Raw genomic sequence first — 17,319 nt, forward strand, 5'->3', positions numbered from 1 at the left:
CTCGGATGCAATGAACGGTGTGCTGATTCGACAGGCTGGAACCGCAATGACCGCAATGACCGCCTCGACGGGCGAGGCCGTGCGCCGCGTGGGCCGGCGGCGGATCTGGGTGGGCGGCTGGCTGCTCGCGGCAGCCTGGGCCGCGGTCTTCCCCCTCGTCTCGACCCTGGACACGCACCGCGCCTGGGGGACTTGCGCGGCGGCCGGCTATGCGGGCGCGGCCCTCGCCTCGTGCCTGCTGCCGCGCCCGCGCGCCCGTACGTGGGCCGTGGCCTGCGCCCTGCTCGGCGCCCTCGTCCTGCCGCTGCTGTACCTGCTCCTGACCGGGAACGGGCAGAGCGAGGTCGCGGTGATCGAGAGGTCCGCCGAGCTGATGGTGAGTCAGTCCACGCCCTACCTGGCGGACCCGCAGACGGTCACGGACTACAACCCCTACCTGCCGGGGATGGCCCTGTTCGGCCTGCCCCGCGCCCTCCTCGGGGACGGCGGCCCCGCCCGGGTCCTCGGGGACGCCCGCATCTGGTGCGCGGCCGTGTTCCTGCTGAGCCTGTGGGCCGGCCGCCGCGTTCTGGCCGCACCCGTGGAGGGCCGGGCCGTGCTGCCGTCGCCGCGCCGGGCGCCCCGCACGACCCTGGCGGTCCTTCTCGCCTCGCCCGTGGTGGCCCTGCCGCTGTGCGTCAGCGGGGTCGACCTGCCGATGACGGGACTGTGCTGCCTGGGGCTCGCCCTCGCGGCACGCCGCCGCCCGGTGGCCGCGGGCCTGGTGCTCGCCGCCGCCTGCTCGCTGAAGTGGACGGCCTGGCCCGCCCTCGCCGTCGCGGTGGCCCTGCTCGCCGGGAGCGGCGGCGCCCGCCGGGCCCTGCGCTGCGCGGTCGTGGCGGCCGCCGGCACGCTCGCAGTGGTGCTGCCCAGCGCCCTGCTGTCGCCCGGCCCGATGTTCCAGCAGGTGCTGGCCTTTCCCACCGGCCGTGCCCCGGTGGCGACCCCGGCCGCCAGCCCGCTGCCGGGCCGGCTGCTCGCGGACCTGGGCCCCGCCGGCTGGTACGCGGCGGTCGCCCTGCTCCTGTGCGGCGGGATCGCCGTCGCGGCTTCCCTCGTCGTGCGTCCGCCCGCCGGGGTGGTGGCCGCGGCCGACCGCCTCGCCCTGGGCCTGTGCGCGGCCTTCCTGCTCGCGCCCGCCGGACGGTTCGGCTACCTCGCGCTGCCCCTCGTCCTCGTCGTCTGGCCGAGGATCGCCACCGGATCCCGCCGCACCGGGGCCCTTTCGGCCCCGCGCGCCGCGATGCCAGGGGCCGCCGTCCCCGGCCGCCTTGGGCAGGCCGTCACCGCCGGAGGCGCGCGATGACGGCGCCGCGTACGGTCACCCGGCGGACGGCGGGTGTGGCCGGGGCCCTGCACTGGGCCGCGGCCCGCATGCCCTTCGTGGAGGACGAGGTCGCGGGGCTGCGGGAGTTCGTCCGGCCCGGAGACGTCTGCCTCGACGTCGGCGCCGAGTACGGGCTGTACACCTGGGCGCTGTCCCACCTCGTCGGAGGCGCCGGACAGGTGCACAGCGTGGAGCCGCTGCCCGGCCCGGCCCGCTGGCTGCGCCTGGCATCCCGCACGCTGGGCTGCGCCAACGTGGTCGTACACCGCACCGCGCTGGGCTCCCGGACGGGGCACGGGGTGCTGAGCCTGCCGATGCGCCGCGGCACACCGGTGCACGGGCGCGCGTACCTCACCGAAGGCACCGACGGCCCCGGCCCCAATGCGGAGTTCCGCACCTCCCGGCCGGTGCCGACCACCGTGGACACCCTGGACCGGCTGGTGCGCGGGGCGGGGCTGGAGAAGGTGAGCTTCGTCAAGGCCGACGTCGAGGGGGCCGAACCGGCCGTGCTCGAAGGCGCCCGCGACACCCTGCTGCGCCACCGGCCGGTGCTCCTGCTGGAGATCGAGCACAGGCACCTCGCGAAGTACGGGGCGAGCCCGGCGGACCTGGTCCGCCGGCTCCGGCCGTTCGGCTACCGGATGCGCCGCTGGCACGGCGGCCGCTGGGCGGAGACCCGGGAGGTCCGGGACGACTGCCGCAACTACCTGTTCACCGACTGACCTTCACCGACTGACCTTCAGCGACTGACCTTCAGCGATCGACGATTCCCGGTCTCCGCGGACCCGGGGAACCCGAGGAAAGGAGCCTGCCCCCCATGGGCACCACTCTGATCATCACCAACGACTTCCCGCCCCGGCAGGGCGGCATCGAGACCTTCGTGCACGCCATGGCCACCCGCGTGCCCGACAACGACGTCGTCGTCTACACCTCCTCCGAGCCCGGCGCCGCCGAGTTCGACGCCACCCTGCCCTTCCCGGTGATACGGGACCCCGGCCGCACCCTGTTACCGACGCGCCGGGCCACGGCCCGGGCCCTGGACATCGCCCGCCGACACGGCTGCGACCGCGTCTGGTTCGGGGCGGCCGCCCCGCTGGCCGCGATGGCCCCGGCACTGCGCCGGGCCGGGATCCGGCGGATCGTCGCCACCACCCACGGCCACGAGATCTGGTGGGCACGCATACCCGGTGCACGCCGCCTCCTGCGGCGCGTGGGCAACAGCGTGGACGTGGTGACCTATCTCGGGGAGTACACCCGTGCCCGCATCGCCCCGGCGCTGGGGCCGCGCGCCCGAATGAGCCGGCTGGTGCCGGGAGTGGATTCGAACGTGTTCCGTCCCGACCTCACCTCCGGCCGCAAGCTGCGCCAGCGCTACGGACTGCAGCACCGGACGGTCATCCTCTGCGTGGCCCGGCTGGTTCCCCGCAAGGGCCAGGACACCCTCATCCGCGCCATGCCGCTGATCCGGCGGATGGTGCCGGACGCGGCGCTGCTGATCGTGGGCCGGGGACCGGACGAACGGCGGCTGCGCCGGCTCGCCGACCGGCACGCCCCGGGGGCGGTCGTGTTCGCCGGGGGGCTCGACCACGCCGAGACACCCGCCCACTACGCGGCGGCCGACGTGTTCGCCATGCCCTGCCGCACGCGCCGGGCGGGACTGGAGGCGGAGGGACTCGGCATCGTCTTCCTGGAGGCGTCCGCGACCGGTCTGCCCGTGCTCGCGGGGGATTCCGGCGGGGCGCCGGACGCGGTCCTCGACGGGCGGACCGGAAGGGTCGTCGACGGCCGCGAAGTCGCCGCGGTCGCCGATGCCCTGGCCGAGCTCCTGGTCTCCCCGAGCCGCGCCGCGACGGGCGCCGCCGGACGCCGCTGGGTCGAGGAGGAGTGGTCCTGGGAGGCCTCGTCCCGGCACCTGACCCACCTGCTGACCCCGGTGGACGTCCCTGCGGCCAAGCGGTTGTGAACTGGGCTTTTTCCTTGCAGGGAAACTTCTTGCCCGCGGCGTGAGGTCTGAACAACGATGAAGAGGTACGGGTACCCGCACCACGACGGTGCGGGTAGCCGCACTTCCACCGCCCGGGCCGGCCGTCCGGCCGCCCGTGAGGCCCCGTCGCCGGGGCCCCGGCCCGAGGCCGTCTCCCGCACCGGCGGCCGCCGCCATCCCGGCCGCCGCCGTCAGCGGGACACCGCGCCGTTCGCGCACCGGTACGCATCACCGCGCCGCGCGCCGCCCTGCCGGCCCCGCGCCCCATGTGAGAGGGACACCCATGAGCAACCCGTTCGAGAACGACGACGCCGCCTACCTGGTCCTGGTCAACGACGAGGGGCAGCACTCGCTGTGGCCGGCCGCCACCGCGGTGCCCGCCGGCTGGCGCACGGTCCACGGTGCGGCGGGCCGCCAGTCCTGCCTGGACTACGTCGAGGAGCACTGGAGCGACATGCGGCCGCACAGCCTGGCCGGCACCACTTCCCCGGCCGCGTGACCGTCCCCGCCCGCGAGCCGAGCGAGGAGCCCGCCGCACCATGACCTCAGCCCCCACCACCGTGCCGGACCTGACCGACCCGCTCACCCACCTTCCCCCCGACGGCCTGGACGAGGTCTGGGCACACCTGCGCCGCGAGGACCCGGTCCACTGGCACCCGGGCGGCACCGACACCCCCGGCTTCTGGGTCCTCACCCGGCACGCCGACGTCTCGGCCGTCCTGCGCGACTCCACCCGCTTCACCTCGGAGCGCGGCAACGTGCTCGCCACCATGCTGCACGGGGGTGACAGCGGGGCCGGAAGCATGCTCGCCGTCACGGACGGGCCGCACCACACCGCCCTGCGCAACCTGCTGCTCAAGGCGTTCTCCCCCCGCGCCCTGGAGGGCGTGGTCCGGCAGGTGCGCCGTACCAGCCGACGGCTCGTCACCGAGGCGCTGGAGCGCGGCGGATGCGACTTCGCCCAGGACATCGCCTCGTACGTGCCGCTCGCCACCATCTGCGACCTGCTGGCCGTGCCCGAGTCCGACCGGGAGTACATCCTCACCCTGACCAAGTCGGCCCTGGCGTCGGACTACGCCAACCTCCAGGAGGGCGAGGACCGCCTCGCCCGCGCCGAACTGCTGATGTACTTCCACGACCTGGTCCGCCACCGCCGCGCCCACCCCGGCTCGGACGCCATCAGCCTGATGGCTACGGAGCCCGCGGGGTCCACCCTGCTGGACGACGACGCCGTCGTCCTCAACTGCTACAGCCTGATCATGGGCGGTGACGAGACCAGCCGACTCTCCATGATCGGCGCCGTGCGGACGCTGGCCCACGACGCGCGGCAGTGGCAGGCACTGAGCGACGGCACGGCCCCGCTCAAGGAGGCCACCGAGGAGGTCCTGCGCTGGACCACCCCCACGCTGCACTTCGGCCGGGCCGCCACCGAGGACGTCGAACTGCACGGCCGCACCATCGCCAAGGGCGACCTGGTCACCCTCTGGCTCAGCGCAGCCAACCGCGACGAGCGGGTCTTCACCGACCCGCACCGCTTCGACCTCGCCCGGACCCCGAACAAGCACCTCTCGCTCGGCTACGGCCCGCACTTCTGCCTGGGCGCCTACCTCGGCCGGGTCGAGATCACGGCGATGCTCGACGCCCTGCGGACGTTCGTCGGCTCCATCGAGCAGACGGGTGACGAGCAGCGCATCTACTCGAACTTCCTCGCGGGCATGAGCAGCCTGCCCGTCTCGCTCAGCCCCCGTCCCGGGCCGCTTCCCGCCTGGCAGGAATGACCGCCGGAACCTGCCCTTCTTCCCGTACCACCACCAGAGCACGCGGAGGTCGTAGTGAACAGCAACACCGGCCGGAATGCGCACCCGAGCCCCGACGTCTGGTTCAACTGGAACAGCGTCGAAGCGGTGCCGGCCACCCCGGCGCCGGCGTATGCGGGGAAACTCTTCGACGAGACGCTGCGCGACGGACTCCAGGCTCCGAACATCCGCAACCCGTCGCTGGAGCAGAAGCTGATCCTCGTGGACCACATGGCCCGCACCGGCGTCCACTCGGCGGACCTCGGCTTCCCCGGATCGGATCCGCTCGCCCTGAAGGAATGCGTGGAGATCGCCCGGTACATCGCCGAGAACAGACTCCCCCTCGTCCAGGGCTACGCGGGCCGCACCCACCCGGCGGACATCGAAGCGATCTGCGAGATAGCCCAACAGGCCTCGGTACACGTCGACGCCTACCTGTTCATCGGTGTCAGCCCCATCCGGCAGTACGTGGAGGACTGGGACCTCGCCTCCATCCAGCGCCACGTCCGCGCGTCGGCCGTCGCCTGCCGGCGCGAGGGAGTGGAGTTCGTCCTGGTCCTCGAGGACGCCGTACGGTGCACCCCCGAGGTGCTCGCAGGGGTGTACGACGCGGCCATCGAGTCCGGGGTGGCCCGCCTCACCCTGTGCGACACGGTCGGCGCCGCGTTACCGGCCGGCGCGGCCTCGCTCATCCACTGGTCCCGGCGCTACTTCCTGGACCGGGGCCATCCGGTCGCCTTCGAATGGCACGGCCACAACGACCGCGGGCTGGCCCTGGCCAACTCGCTCACCGCCCTCGCCCTGGGCTGCGAGCGCGTCCACGGAACGATCCTGGGCATCGGGGAGAGGGCCGGAAACGCCTCCCTCGACCAGCTGGTCGTCAACACCCACCTGGACCGGCACGACAGTTACGACCTGAAGGCACTGCGCGACTACTGCGACTACGCGGCGCCCGTGCTGGGAGTCGACATCCCGCAGAACTATCCCGCCCTGGGCCGGGACGTGTTCAAGACCAGTGCCGGCGTGCACGCCTCCGCGATCCTCAAGGCGCACGAGAAGGGAAACCTCCTCGTCAAGGACAGCGTGTACTCCAGCGTCCCGGCGAGCTTCCTGGGCCGGGAACAAGAGGTGCTCATCGACGAGGCGTCCGGCACCAACAACGTCAAGTACTGGCTCACCGTCAACGGTTACGACAGCTCCAACCCCGCCTACCTCAAGAAGGTGCTGGCGATGGCGAAGTCCACCCGCGGCCCCCTCACCGACGAGCAGATAAGGCAGATCATTGCGACCGCCGAGTGACACCACGCACGGCGCCGCCGAGCGCCGGACGATCCGCCTCCGGGGCAACGTCCTCGTCGTGACCGAGGACACGGACGCACTGGCCGCCCAGCTGGACGGCAGCGGCGCCCTCACCACGGCCCAGCTGCTGCGGACCCCGCTCATGAACAACATCTCGACGGACGAGATGATCCCCGGCTGGTGCTGCTACTGGTACGACGAGAAGCTCGGCGACTACGCCTACCTGGGCCTGCGCGGCAAGCAGGTCGGCGAGGGCGCCCTGCGGGCCTTCGGACCGCAGATCATCGTCAGCGGTGAGGCGAAGGGCTGCGGCTCCTCCCGGGAACACGCCGTCTACGCCGAGAAGTACGCGGGCGTCGAGCTGGTCTTCGCGCGTTCCTTCGAGCGGATCTACGAACAGAACTGCCGCAACGTCGGCATCATCACCTGCGACGACTTCGAGCTCCTCGACGCGCTGCTGGCGGGCGAGGAACTGCCGCTGGAGGCCTTCACCCGCCGGGCCAACGAGATCGAGCGCGCCATCGTCGACCTCGGGGGACTCTTCGGCTTCAACCGGGCCGGGTCGCGGATCGAGCCCGCGTTCGCGCCCGGCCGCCCGCTCAACGTGGTCGAGAAGATCATCCAGAGCCGCCTCTCGTCCCGCAACCCGCTGCCGGCGGACGCGAGCGTGCGGATCGGCCAGTCCTACTTCGTCCGGACGGATGTAAGGTTCTCCCACGAGTACGTCACCCCCATGGCCGCGGGCATGTTCACCCAGCAGTTCGGCCCCGGCGCGGTCCTGGCGGATCCGCGATCCGTGTACTTCTTCCAGGACCACCTGTCGCTGGCGGGGCCGGTGCTGGCACGGCGCGCGAACGGCGCCGAGCTGATCGAACGGGTGGAGAACCTCGGCAGCCGGCAACAGGAGTTCGCCGCCCTCAGCGGGGGCAACTTCATCGGTCCCGCGCCGGACGGCGGCAGCCGCGCCATCTGCCACAACCACATCGTCGAGCACGTCGCCCGGCCAGGAGACGTGATCATCGGCACCGACAGCCACACCTGCACGGCCGGCGCCGTCGGCGCGTTCGCCTTCGGGGTGGGCGCCACCGACATAGCCAACTCCTGGTACAACCGCGAGATCCTGCTGAAGGTCCCGGCCGTGATCCGGATCAACCTGCTCGGCGACCTGCGCCCCGGGGTCTGCGCGAAGGACGTCATGCTCGGCCTGCTGCGGCACCCCGCCATCGAAGGCAGCCAGACCCTCGGCAAGGTCCTCCTGTTCACCGGACCCGGCTGCGCGGGGCTGAACATGGACGAACGCGCCACCCTCTGCAACATGGCGGTCGAAGCGGGCGGCATGACCGCACTGTTCGAGCCCGACGCGATCACCCACGCCCACCTGGCACAGCGCGATCCCGCACAGTCGCCCGGCAGCGCCCTCACCTCGGACGAGAACGCCGCCTACGCCGCGGTCGTCGACATCGAACTGGCCGGGATCGAGCCGATGGTGGCCCTGCCCGGCGACCCGCGGAACTCCGTCCCCCTCGCCACCGTCCACGAGCAGGTGAAGGTCGACAAGATCTACGGCGGCTCCTGCACCGGAGGCAAGGCCCACGACATGGACATGTACGCCAGCGTGTTCGAGCAGGCGCGGGCCCGCGGCGCGCGCGTGCCCGCCGGCGTGCAGGCCTTCATCCAGGTCGGCAGCGAGGCCGTGATGCGGTACGCGGCCGAGCGCGGCTACATCGAGCTCTTCTCGGACGTCGGGGTGACGGTGCTGCCCCCCTCCTGCGGAGCGTGTATCAACGCCGGTCCGGGTGTTTCCGAGAACCCGGCCGAGGTGACCGTCAGCGCCCAGAACCGGAACTTCCCCGGGAGATCGGGGCCCGGACAGGTCTACCTCGCCTCGCCCTACGTGGTCGCCGCGAGTGCCATCGCCGGCCGGCTCAGCTCGGTGGAGGACATGTTCCTGATGCGGACGGGCTCATGAAGATAGCGGTGGTTCCCGGAGACGGCATCGGCCAGGAGGTCGTCCCGCCGGTCCTCGACGTACTGGCCCTGCTCGGCGAGGAGTTCGGCCTCGGGATCGAGTACGAGGTCTTCGGCTGGGGAGCGGACCAGTGGCTGAGCAGCGGCGTGGGGCTCCCCGAGGGAGCGCTGGACATGCTGTCGGCGCAGTACTCGGCCGTGTTCCTGGGCGCACTGGGCGATCCCAGGATCCCCGACATGGCCCACGGCCGGGACATCCTCCTCGGCATGCGCCGAGGACTCGACCTCTACGTCAACCACCGCCCGCTGACCCTGCCGACGGGGGTGGTCGACGTCTACCGGGAGAACACCCAGGGGCTCTACGCCGGCGTCGGCGGCACGGTTCTGCAGGGCGGGCTGGCCGGCGTCGCGATCGACGAGTGCGTGTACACCCGCCCCACCGTGGAGAAGTTCGTGCGCTACTGCCTGCGCCGCCTCGCCGAGGAGGAACGGGGGCGCGTGGTGCTCGTCCACAAGTCCAACGCCGTACCGCACACCGGGAGGCTGTGGCAGGAGGTGTTCCGGCGCGAACTGGAGGACTTCCCGCAGCTGGAGGGATCCGAGGAGTACGTCGACTCCTTCTGCTACAACCTCGTGCGCGATCCGTCCCCGTACGAGGGCGTGGTCACCTCCAACCTCTTCGGCGACATCATCAGCGACATCGGCGCCGCCCTGATGGGCGGTCTCGGCCTCGCCGCGAGCGCCAGCATCTGCCCCGAGACGGAGTTCGCCCTCTTCGAACCGGTGCACGGCAGCGCCCCCGACATCGCCGGAAAGGGAGTGGCCAACCCGTACGCCGCCCTCCTCTCGCTGGCCATGATGCTCGACCATCTCGGGCACGGGGCGCCGTCCGCCGTGCTGCGCCGGGCCCTGGCCGGCGCGCTGCGCAGCGACGCGGCCACCCCGGACCTCGGCGGCCGGGGGACCACGGCCCTGTTCACGGCCGAGGTGACCACGCGCATCACACGCGAACTCGACGGCCGCGGCCGCCCGCGGGCCGGAGCGGAGGAGGTGCACCATGCGTAGGCGCGTCCCGCCGCCCGGGCTGGCCGGCCGCACCGACGCGGCCGGCAGCTCGGTCATCCGCGAGGCCCTCGCACTCACCGCCCGGCCCGAGGTGATCTCCTTCGCGGGCGGCCTGCCCGCCTCGGAGCTGATCGACACGGAAGGCATCCGCGCGGCGTACGACCAGGTGCTCAGCGAGGCCCCGCACCGTGTCCTGCAGTACTCCGTCACCGACGGGGACCCCGAACTGCGCGAGGCGGTCGCGGCGCGGCTGGTCCGCGGCGGGCTCGCCGCCCGCCCGGACGGCCTCCTGATCACCACCGGCGCGCAGCAGGCCCTCACCCTGCTGGCGACCGTACTGCTCGAACCGGGCGACACCGTCCTCGTCGAGGAGCCCACCTACCTGGCCGCGCTCCAGTGCTTCGGCTACGCCGGTGCGCGCGTGGTCGCGGTGCCCACGGACCGGCACGGCATCGACGTCGAAGCCCTCGCGGACGCCGTGGAGCGCGAGCGCCCCAAGCTGCTCTACCTGGTGCCCGACTTCCAGAACCCGACCGGGCACACGCTGCCGCTGGACCGGCGCCGGGAGGTGGCACGCCTGGCCTCCACCCGCGGATTCTGGATCGCCGAGGACGACCCGTACGGCGAACTGCGCTTCCGCGGCTCCCGGCTGCCGTGGATCTCCGCCCTGGAGGGCGCCGCGGACCGGACCGTGCTGCTCGGCAGCCTCTCCAAGGTGGTGGCACCGGGCATGCGGCTGGGCTGGCTGCACGGGCCGCCCGGACTGCGGCGAGCCGCCGTGCTCGCCAAGCAGGCGCTCGACCTGCACAGTTCGACCGTCGACCAGGCGGCCGCGGCGCGCTACCTCCGCAACCACGACCTCGACGCCCGGCTGGACCGGGTCCGGGCCCTGTACCGCGAACGCTGCGACACCCTGCTCGAGGCGCTCCCGCGGGTACTGCCCCCCGGCAGTACCTGGAGCCGTCCCGACGGCGGGATGTTCGTCTGGGTCCGGCTGCCCGACGGCTGGGACGCGGCGGCCCTGCTCCCGCAGGCCGTGGCGCAGGACGTCGCCTACGTACCCGGCGCCCCGTTCTTCGCCGGGCGTCCCGACCCGGCCACGCTGCGGATGTCCTTCGCCACCCACGGCCCCGCCGACATCGGGGAGGGGATGCGCAGGCTGGCCAGGACGTTCGCCCGGGCCACCCCGGCGGAGCGGACCCGGGTCCCCGCCCCCGCGGGCCCGCCTAGGCCCTAGCGGAAGATGGCCATCGCCTGGACCTCCAGGACCCCTTCGTCCGGGTTCCATTCCTGGACCTTGCCCAGGCAGCGGGCCGAGAAGGTGCCCCGGGGGACCTGGTTGCGCAGGCCCTCCGTGGCGCAGGTGACCCGGACCCGGGGGCCACGGGACGGGTCGGCCGGGTCACCGTACGGGGCCAGGAACACGGTGGATCCGGCCCGCTCCGGGCCGTCTCCGGCCGTACGGAACCGGCCCCGGATCAGCACGAAGCCCTCGATGTCGCGCAGCCGGACGGAGCCCTGCGCGCCGGAGGCCGTCCGCAGCAGCGCCGGGCTGCGGGTGACGGACTCGCTCGGGAGGTCGACGTGCACGATGACGCGCTTCTCCTCCAGCACCTTCATGATCAGGCCGATGACCGAGATCGGCTCCGCGACCTCCAGATAGCGGCTGACGATCTCGGTGTTCTCCTTGCGGCCGCCGTCCGCGCCGACGCCGAACACCTTCGCGCGGACGGTGCCGTCCTTGCTGTCGCTGGTGCGCTGTTCGACCTCCTTGCGCAGGGCCGCCGTGTACCCGCGCATCTGGTAGTGGTCCATGACCGTCTTGTCGTGCAGGTAGAAGCAGATGCCGTCGGTGATGTCCTGGGCGGCGGCCCGCCGGGCGCGGACCAGCCGCAGCACGGCCACCGCCAGGAGCGCCACGAGGCCCGCCCCGGTGACGGCCCACAGCAGCATCCAGGGCCACCACACGGCCCACCACGCTTCACTCGTGACACCCACGGATCTCCTTGAAGGCATTGAGAAGGGACTGCCCGGTGGCATCGGCCATGTGCCCGCCGGTGGCCCTGGCGGCCCGGTCGAGCTCCCTCGGGTCGGCCTCGCCGTACCGGACCGTGTAGGTGCGGACCGCGCGGGCGGCCGGCGACAGGGCCGCGTACCGGGCGAGGAACGCGTCCAGGCTCATCCCGGCGTTGTTCTCCCCGTCCGTCATGAGCACGATGGACACCCGCTGCCCGGAGTCCTTCGCCACTGCGGCGGCCGCCGTCCGGTAGCCGTGGTCGAGGGCCGACCACACGGCGGTGCTCGCGTCGAAGCCGTCGTCGGGGAGCATGCCGCGCAGCCGCTCCAGGTCCGGCGCCCCCTTGTACGTCACGCTCTGCTCGTCCAGGACGCCGCCGCCGAAGCGCACCACCGTGAGAGTCTCGCCCTGGTGGAAGCGGGCGAACTTGCCGGAAGGGGAGCCGTCCGCGCCGCTCAGCCCGTCCATCGTGGCGCGGAGGTTCGCGATCCGCTCGCCGCGCATGGACCCGGAGTAGTCGAGCAGGAAGATCACCCGCGCCGGACGGCCGCCGCGCGCGTCGGCGTAGTCGGCCAGCAGCCGGTCGAGAACCGCCTGGCTGTCCGGGAAGTACAGGGCGTTGCCGAGCGGGGTGCGCAGGCTGGGCACGCGGGTGAGGCCGGGGTCGACCGGCCGGCGCAGCGTACGCTCCATGATCTTCCGCTGTACCGGCTCGCTGCGGAGCCAGGCCGCCAGCCTGTCGTAGGCGGCCCGTTTGGCCGGATCGAGCAGCATCAGCGGATAGTCGGACAGCACGATGCCGTCCTTCGGGTAGACGATCTCCAGGGGAACGCGCAGGGTGCCCGCCCGGTTGAGGGTGAGCAGCTCGGACTCGTAGGTGATCAGCCCGTCGAGGCCGTCCTCGCCCCGTGCGTACGCGTCGGTGAGGCGGCCGGAGGAGTCGTCGGTCAGCGCGTGCCCGGCGAAGAAGCCGCGCAACCGGTCGCAGGAGACGTCCTCGGGGCGCAGCGCGCCACCGGTACCCGCGGCGGCGGTCGCGACGCCCACCAGCGCGGCGAGCCCGCTGTTCGAACTGCGGGGGTCGGCCATGGCGTACTTCAGCGTGCCGGCCGCCGCCGCGTCCGCCAGGTCCGCCCATGACAGCTGCCCGTCGGGGGCCGCCCGCCGCAGCCGCTCGGCCACCTCGGGCTTCAGGCCGACGACGACGGGGGAGCGCATGATGCTCGTCGACAGCGGACCGTCCGCCTGGCGTCCGCCCTCCTTCAGCTTGAGCTGGAAGGGGCGGGAGGAGGAGAGCCAGGCGAGGTCGTGCCGGTAGTCGCCGGTGACCAGGGAGGCGGTGGCCTCGACGGTGCCCTGGTACTCCATCGTCAGCGTGATGCCGGTGTCACGGCGCAGATCGTCGAACAGTGGCTGCATGTCGGCGAGTTCGGAGCTGGCGAGCACCCGCAGGGTCACCGGCTCGTCCTCGTCCCCGGAGCAGGCGGTGAGCGTGGCCAGTACGCACAGGCAGGCCAGGGCGAGCGAGGCCAGCGTCCTGCGACGGAGCCGGCCGGGCGAGCCAGGGGCCGTCACGGCGCCCCCTCCGGGAGCTGGGCGGGCGGGCAGTCGCCGATGACGGAGATCATCTGCTCCAGATGGCGGATGCGGGGCATGGGCGAGCGCGTGTCGTCACCGCTCAGGGCGGGAACCGGGACGTTCCGCTCGGTCAGGAACCGCGACAGCTGGTCGCCGGCCACCTCGCCCGCCGGGTCCAGGATGCGGAAGCCCAGCTCCATCGCACGCCGGCGCAACTCCGGGTCCTCGGTGACGAGTTCGCCGAGCCGCTCGCCCTCGGTGTTCAGCGCGATGAACTGGGGCTGGGTGACGAACTGGCTGGAGGGGTAGAGCAGTACCCGCTCCGAGTCGAGCCGACCGGACTCGGCGCGGTTGCGGACCTGATAGGTGAGGTACTGGTGCTCGTACGCCACGACCACCGGGGCGATGCCCTTGCCCTCCGGCGAGATGTATGTCTTGAACACGTCGGCGGCGGGCAGGCCCTGCTCCATGAGGTGCTTGACGGACTGCGCGCGGCTGCTCGCCTCCTCCGTGGTGGTGGGAACGTCGGGGCCGTTGCCGCGCCAGGTGAAGGAGACCAGGGCCAGATAGGTCCCGGCCGAGTTGGAGGTGCACACGTCGGGGCTCTGGGCGACGATCCGGTTGGCGTTGGAGATCCCGTGCCGGCCGATGCCGAGGTCGTTCCAGCGCTGTCCCTTGTCGATGCTTTCGAGGAACTTCTGCATGTCCAGCGAGTAGTAGAGCGGCTGGTCCGCGCCCCCGGCGGGCAGCGGTCTGGCGATGCCCGCGTCACGCAGGGTCTCGGCGTACTCCCGGTAGGTCGCGAGCACGATGGGGCTCACGAACGGGCGGCGCACCTTGGCGTACTGTCCTGCCGCGGAGCGCACGCCGGTGATCAGATCGCCGGCCGGCTGACCTGAGGGGAAGACGAAGTCGAGGGCGCCGAGGTCGCGCAGGGCGACCTCGCGCGAGCCCGTGCTGGTGATGTGGACCTTCACGCGGTGCTTCAGCAGGATCCGCTGGACCTCCTCGTCCTCGAAGAAGTCCCGCTTGGAGGCCATCTTGCCCTCGAGGACGATCACGCTCTCGAAGGGCAGCAGCAGATTGCCCGACACGGCCAGTGTGGCGAACCCCGTCAGCACCGTGGCCAGCGCGGGCAGGAACAAGAGCAGCATCCGCCGCGACCACGAGCCGGACGGCCGGCGCCGCACGGCCAGGCGAGGCTCCTCGACGACAGGTCTCTCCCCGACAGTCACCCATGCCCCCCAGCACGTCCCCGTCACCCTCGAGCGGCATCATCCACCGCCCGGTTGGCCATTCACGCACAGTTCCGCTAATCCCGCGTTAACAACTGCGTTGAAAATGTGGAGAGTTGGCTCACCGACCGGCGTCTTCCGGCCATCCGTAACCGGTGCGCGGATCAGGAGGCGCGGCGCCCATCGCCAAGAGATCCTTGTCGGCGGCGCGCATCAGCTGGCCGGCGAGGTCGCGCATCGCCCGGCTCGCGGCGAGCTCGTCACCGATCGCGGGAACCTCCAGGTCCTGCGGATTGCAGCGCGCCGCACCGCGGCCGACCATCGTCGACTTGCCGTTGTCGAGGACCGCCCGCGCCTTGGTCGTACCGCCGTCCTCGATCAGGTAGACGCCCACCTTCCATTCCTCGGCGTGTGTCATGACATGCCTCCTCACACCCCGGCACTGCCCTGTCTCCAGGATGCATCCGCGGGCGGGGTACGGGCCACCGCTCTACTCGGCGATCTCCGTCCGCTCCCACCACTCGTACACGGGCAGCCGCCCCTCCGGGCCGTCCTGGTGCCGCGACGTGGGCTTGAAATGCTCGTATCCGCCGAGGTGCGGGATCTTCAGGTCTTCTCCGGGGGCGGGGGCCGCGACGATCCGCTCGCGCAGGTCGTCCGGGCCGCCCACGAGTACCGCGCTGTCTGCCATGCCTCCAGTCTTCCGACCCCTGGGACCGTTCGCACGTCGAACCCGGAGGGCTCAGTGCGCGCCGTCCCGCGGCACCGGGACCGCCCGGGAGCCGAACAGGACGTCGCTGTGCGCGGAGCGCGCCTTGACCGGGGCCGGTGCCGGTGCCGCCGGGTCCGGGGCGTTCACCGGGTCCGGGTAGAGCCGGGCGTGGCACCGGCGGGCCTCGGCGTCTGCGTCGGCCCGGGACACCAGGACGTGCTCGGCCCGGCCGTCCGCGCGCACCGTGGTGATCAGGCACAGGTCGTCGTGCCGCCGCCCGGCGCCGAGGTGGTGCGCCGTACCCCGGGCCCCGGCCGGCACCACCAGGTAGGTGCCGCTCGCCGAGTCGAATTCCGTGGTCCGCAGGCCCTCCGCCAGCAGCCCGCGCGCCGCCGCCCGGCGCTCCGGCCCGGACCGGAAGCGCCAGACGTCGCTGCCCTTGTGCGCGACCACCGCGGCCGCCTCGGGGCCCTGGCCCACCACGGTCCCGCCCCCGCCCGAGCCGGTCCACGGGAAGGGGCGGCAGTGCAGCCGCACGTCCCCGCGCTCCGCCCAGTCCACGGCACTCTCGTGGACGACCTTGGCGCCGTGGCGCGACATCCGCCGCACGCCCTCGTAACTGATCTCGGGGAGCGTTCGCGCGGCCGGCACCAGATAAGGGTCCGCGGTGCAGACTCCGGGCACGTCGGAGAAGAGCACGCAGGTACCGGCGCCCAGCGCCGCGGCCATCGCCGCCGCCGAGAGGTCGGAGCTGTTGCGGCCCAGCATGACGGTCCCGCCGGCCGAGTCGACCGCCTGACCGCCCGGTACGACCAGGACCGGGCAGTCCTCCAGACCCGACAGCAGCACCGCGGGATCGGCCCGGATCAGCCTCGCCCGGTCGGCGGGCCCCTCGCCCAGCAGCCCGGTGCCGGCCGCGGACAGCGCCAGCGCGGGCACGCCCGCGGCGTCGAGGGCGGCCGCGAGCAGGGCGACGCTCACCGTCTCGCCACTGGTCAGCAGCATGGCGGCGACCTGTGCGGGCGGGTCGTCGGCCAGGACGTCGAGGGTCTGCTGGAGCCTGCCCGTGGTGCCGGACATCGCACTCACCACCACGACCACCGGGCGCTTCTCGTCGGCGATCCGACGGGCCGTGTACCGGGCGACCCGCGTGTAGCCGTCCAGCTCCGCGAACGCGGATCCGCCGAACTTCATCACCAGCGGACGCGGGTCCGGCCCGGCCTGCCCGGCGGTGCCGGTCAACCCAACCACCCGTTCTTCGTGGCGAGTTCCACGATCTGCAGGGCGTTGAGCGCCGCCCCGACCCACAGGTTGTCGGCGACGACCCACACCGCCGCGGCCCGCGGGTCCTCCGGCTCGACCCGGATGCGGCCGACGTGGACCAGCGCCCGGTCCTCGGGCCGGGCGAAGACGGAGCGGGGCATCGGGTACGAGGGGCTGTCCGACCGGGAGTAGACCCGGAGACCCGGGGTGGCCGCCAGTGCCTTCTCGACGGCCGCGGTGGTGACCGGCTCGCGCAGTCTGACGTGCACCGCCTCGGAGTGGCAGTGGAAGACCGGCACCCGCACCGCCGTCGCGCTCACCCGCAGCTCGGGCAGGCCGAGTATCTTGCGCGGTTCACGGACGAGCTTGCGTTCCTCGTGGGTGAGCCCGGAGTCGTCCTGGAGACCGATCTCGGGCACGAGGCTGAAGGGCAGCGGCTGCCCGAACCGCCCGCCCGGCCCGTCCTGCGCCCCGGGGTCGTCCAGTACCCTCCTGGATCCCTCGGCCAGTTCCTCCAGCCCCCGCAGACCGCCGCCCGACGCCGCCTGGTAGGTCGCCACCACCACGCTTTCCAGCGTGGCGAGTTCGTGCAATGGCTGCAGGGCGCGCACCAGCTGGATGGTGGAGCAGTTCGGATTCGCCACGAGGCCGGAGTCCGGCCGGACCGCGAGCGCGCCCGGGTTGACCTGCGGTACGACGAGCGGGACGTCCGGTCGCATCCGGAACGCGGAACTGTTGTCGACGATCAGCACGCCGGCCGCGGCCAGCCGCTCCGCCTCCCGGTTGCTGACGTCCACACCCGCGCAGAAGACGGCGACGTCCAGACCCCGGGGATCGAGATCCCCGACGGTCACCAGCGGGGCCATGGGCAGGGACAGCGCGAGTTCTGCGCCCAGGTCCCGGCCCACGCTGCGCGCCGAGCCGACCGGTACCACCCGCTCCACCGGCACGATCCCGCTGTCCAGCAGGGCCAGGCACTCCCTGCCCACAGCACCGGTGGCGCCGATTATCGCGATGCGCAGCATTCCCGTCCTCC

General features: G+C 72.7%; 16 protein-coding genes. 9 read left to right on the top strand and 7 right to left on the bottom strand.

Translation table 11 applies throughout. The features are described from left to right. Positions 1-46: 46 nt before the first annotated feature. The 9 genes from OHA89_RS31870 to OHA89_RS31910 all read left to right on the top strand — a co-directional run bounded on the left by OHA89_RS31870 (position 47) and on the right by OHA89_RS31910 (position 10,715). Positions 47-1,345: a glycosyltransferase 87 family protein gene (locus OHA89_RS31870; protein WP_406367693.1), complete on the top strand. Its 1,299-nt coding sequence runs from the start codon at positions 47-49 to the stop codon at positions 1,343-1,345. After that, positions 1,342-2,088 carry an FkbM family methyltransferase gene (locus tag OHA89_RS31875; protein WP_257557595.1) on the top strand — a complete coding sequence of 249 codons (747 nt, stop codon included), beginning with the start codon at positions 1,342-1,344 and terminating at the stop codon, positions 2,086-2,088. The genes OHA89_RS31870 and OHA89_RS31875 overlap by 4 nt, the downstream gene beginning before the upstream one ends. A gap of 95 nt (positions 2,089-2,183) precedes the next feature. After that, positions 2,184-3,329, top strand: a complete 1,146-nt coding sequence (locus OHA89_RS31880) for a glycosyltransferase family 4 protein (RefSeq protein WP_406367694.1) — start codon at positions 2,184-2,186, stop codon at positions 3,327-3,329. Between the two features lie 304 nt (positions 3,330-3,633). Further along, positions 3,634-3,849 (top strand): MbtH family protein, encoded by a 216-nt coding sequence (locus OHA89_RS31885; RefSeq protein WP_266611175.1) that lies wholly within the window; start codon positions 3,634-3,636, stop codon positions 3,847-3,849. Positions 3,850-3,889: 40 nt separating this feature from the next. Then, positions 3,890-5,128, top strand: coding sequence for a cytochrome P450 (locus OHA89_RS31890; RefSeq protein WP_266611177.1), 1,239 nt, complete (start codon positions 3,890-3,892; stop codon positions 5,126-5,128). Between the two features lie 54 nt (positions 5,129-5,182). Continuing rightward, on the top strand, positions 5,183-6,445 hold the full coding sequence (locus OHA89_RS31895; RefSeq protein WP_215144959.1) for a LeuA family protein: 1,263 nt from the start codon (positions 5,183-5,185) through the stop codon (positions 6,443-6,445). Continuing rightward, complete coding sequence (locus OHA89_RS31900) at positions 6,429-8,414, top strand: aconitase family protein (protein ID WP_406367695.1); 1,986 nt, start codon at positions 6,429-6,431, stop codon at positions 8,412-8,414. The genes OHA89_RS31895 and OHA89_RS31900 overlap by 17 nt, the downstream gene beginning before the upstream one ends. After that, positions 8,411-9,478, top strand: coding sequence for an isocitrate/isopropylmalate dehydrogenase family protein (locus OHA89_RS31905; RefSeq protein ID WP_266611180.1), 1,068 nt, complete (start codon positions 8,411-8,413; stop codon positions 9,476-9,478). Before OHA89_RS31900 ends, OHA89_RS31905 begins: the two co-directional genes overlap by 4 nt. Further along, entirely contained in the window at positions 9,471-10,715 is a 1,245-nt protein-coding gene (locus OHA89_RS31910; protein WP_266611181.1) for a PLP-dependent aminotransferase family protein, read from the top strand. The genes OHA89_RS31905 and OHA89_RS31910 overlap by 8 nt, the downstream gene beginning before the upstream one ends. Here the strand turns inward: OHA89_RS31910 and OHA89_RS31915 are convergent. The 7 genes from OHA89_RS31915 to OHA89_RS31945 all read right to left on the bottom strand — a co-directional run bounded on the left by OHA89_RS31915 (position 10,712) and on the right by OHA89_RS31945 (position 17,308). Continuing rightward, positions 10,712-11,476 carry a hypothetical protein gene (locus OHA89_RS31915; RefSeq protein ID WP_257557602.1) on the bottom strand — a complete coding sequence of 255 codons (765 nt, stop codon included), beginning with the start codon at positions 11,474-11,476 and terminating at the stop codon, positions 10,712-10,714. The genes OHA89_RS31910 and OHA89_RS31915 overlap by 4 nt on opposite strands. Beyond that, positions 11,460-13,070, bottom strand: a complete 1,611-nt coding sequence (locus OHA89_RS31920; RefSeq protein ID WP_406367696.1) for a substrate-binding domain-containing protein — start codon at positions 13,068-13,070, stop codon at positions 11,460-11,462. The genes OHA89_RS31915 and OHA89_RS31920 overlap by 17 nt, the downstream gene beginning before the upstream one ends. Beyond that, a complete protein-coding gene (locus tag OHA89_RS31925; protein WP_266611186.1) occupies positions 13,067-14,227 on the bottom strand; it encodes a hypothetical protein in 1,161 nt (386 codons plus the stop codon). The genes OHA89_RS31920 and OHA89_RS31925 overlap by 4 nt, the downstream gene beginning before the upstream one ends. A gap of 202 nt (positions 14,228-14,429) precedes the next feature. After that, on the bottom strand, positions 14,430-14,726 hold the full coding sequence (locus OHA89_RS31930; RefSeq protein ID WP_257557606.1) for a DUF1876 domain-containing protein: 297 nt from the start codon (positions 14,724-14,726) through the stop codon (positions 14,430-14,432). A 72-nt stretch (positions 14,727-14,798) separates the two neighbouring features. Further along, positions 14,799-14,999 (bottom strand): DUF5988 family protein, encoded by a 201-nt coding sequence (locus OHA89_RS31935; RefSeq protein WP_215144947.1) that lies wholly within the window; start codon positions 14,997-14,999, stop codon positions 14,799-14,801. Between the two features lie 51 nt (positions 15,000-15,050). Next, positions 15,051-16,262 carry a hypothetical protein gene (locus tag OHA89_RS31940; protein ID WP_266611189.1) on the bottom strand — a complete coding sequence of 404 codons (1,212 nt, stop codon included), beginning with the start codon at positions 16,260-16,262 and terminating at the stop codon, positions 15,051-15,053. After that, positions 16,259-17,308, bottom strand: a complete 1,050-nt coding sequence (locus OHA89_RS31945; RefSeq protein WP_266611191.1) for an aspartate-semialdehyde dehydrogenase — start codon at positions 17,306-17,308, stop codon at positions 16,259-16,261. The genes OHA89_RS31940 and OHA89_RS31945 overlap by 4 nt, the downstream gene beginning before the upstream one ends. Between the last annotated feature and the right edge of the window lie 11 nt (positions 17,309-17,319).

The organism is Streptomyces sp. NBC_01546 (genome assembly GCF_045208355.1).
Lineage (GTDB): Bacteria > Actinomycetota > Actinomycetes > Streptomycetales > Streptomycetaceae > Streptomyces.

What these genes read in the sequence shown, in the direction of transcription:
- OHA89_RS31870 (WP_406367693.1), top strand. Translation starts at nt 47, where the DNA reads ATGACCGCAATGACCGCCTCGACGGGCGAGGCCGTGCGCCGCGTGGGC.
- OHA89_RS31875 (WP_257557595.1), top strand. Translation starts at nt 1,342, where the DNA reads ATGACGGCGCCGCGTACGGTCACCCGGCGGACGGCGGGTGTGGCCGGG.
- OHA89_RS31880 (WP_406367694.1), top strand. Translation starts at nt 2,184, where the DNA reads ATGGGCACCACTCTGATCATCACCAACGACTTCCCGCCCCGGCAGGGC.
- OHA89_RS31885 (WP_266611175.1), top strand. Translation starts at nt 3,634, where the DNA reads ATGAGCAACCCGTTCGAGAACGACGACGCCGCCTACCTGGTCCTGGTC.
- OHA89_RS31890 (WP_266611177.1), top strand. Translation starts at nt 3,890, where the DNA reads ATGACCTCAGCCCCCACCACCGTGCCGGACCTGACCGACCCGCTCACC.
- OHA89_RS31905 (WP_266611180.1), top strand. Translation starts at nt 8,411, where the DNA reads ATGAAGATAGCGGTGGTTCCCGGAGACGGCATCGGCCAGGAGGTCGTC.
- OHA89_RS31910 (WP_266611181.1), top strand. Translation starts at nt 9,471, where the DNA reads ATGCGTAGGCGCGTCCCGCCGCCCGGGCTGGCCGGCCGCACCGACGCG.
- OHA89_RS31925 (WP_266611186.1), bottom strand. Translation starts at nt 14,227, where the DNA reads ATGCTGCTCTTGTTCCTGCCCGCGCTGGCCACGGTGCTGACGGGGTTC.
- OHA89_RS31930 (WP_257557606.1), bottom strand. Translation starts at nt 14,726, where the DNA reads ATGACACACGCCGAGGAATGGAAGGTGGGCGTCTACCTGATCGAGGAC.
- OHA89_RS31935 (WP_215144947.1), bottom strand. Translation starts at nt 14,999, where the DNA reads ATGGCAGACAGCGCGGTACTCGTGGGCGGCCCGGACGACCTGCGCGAG.
- OHA89_RS31945 (WP_266611191.1), bottom strand. Translation starts at nt 17,308, where the DNA reads ATGCTGCGCATCGCGATAATCGGCGCCACCGGTGCTGTGGGCAGGGAG.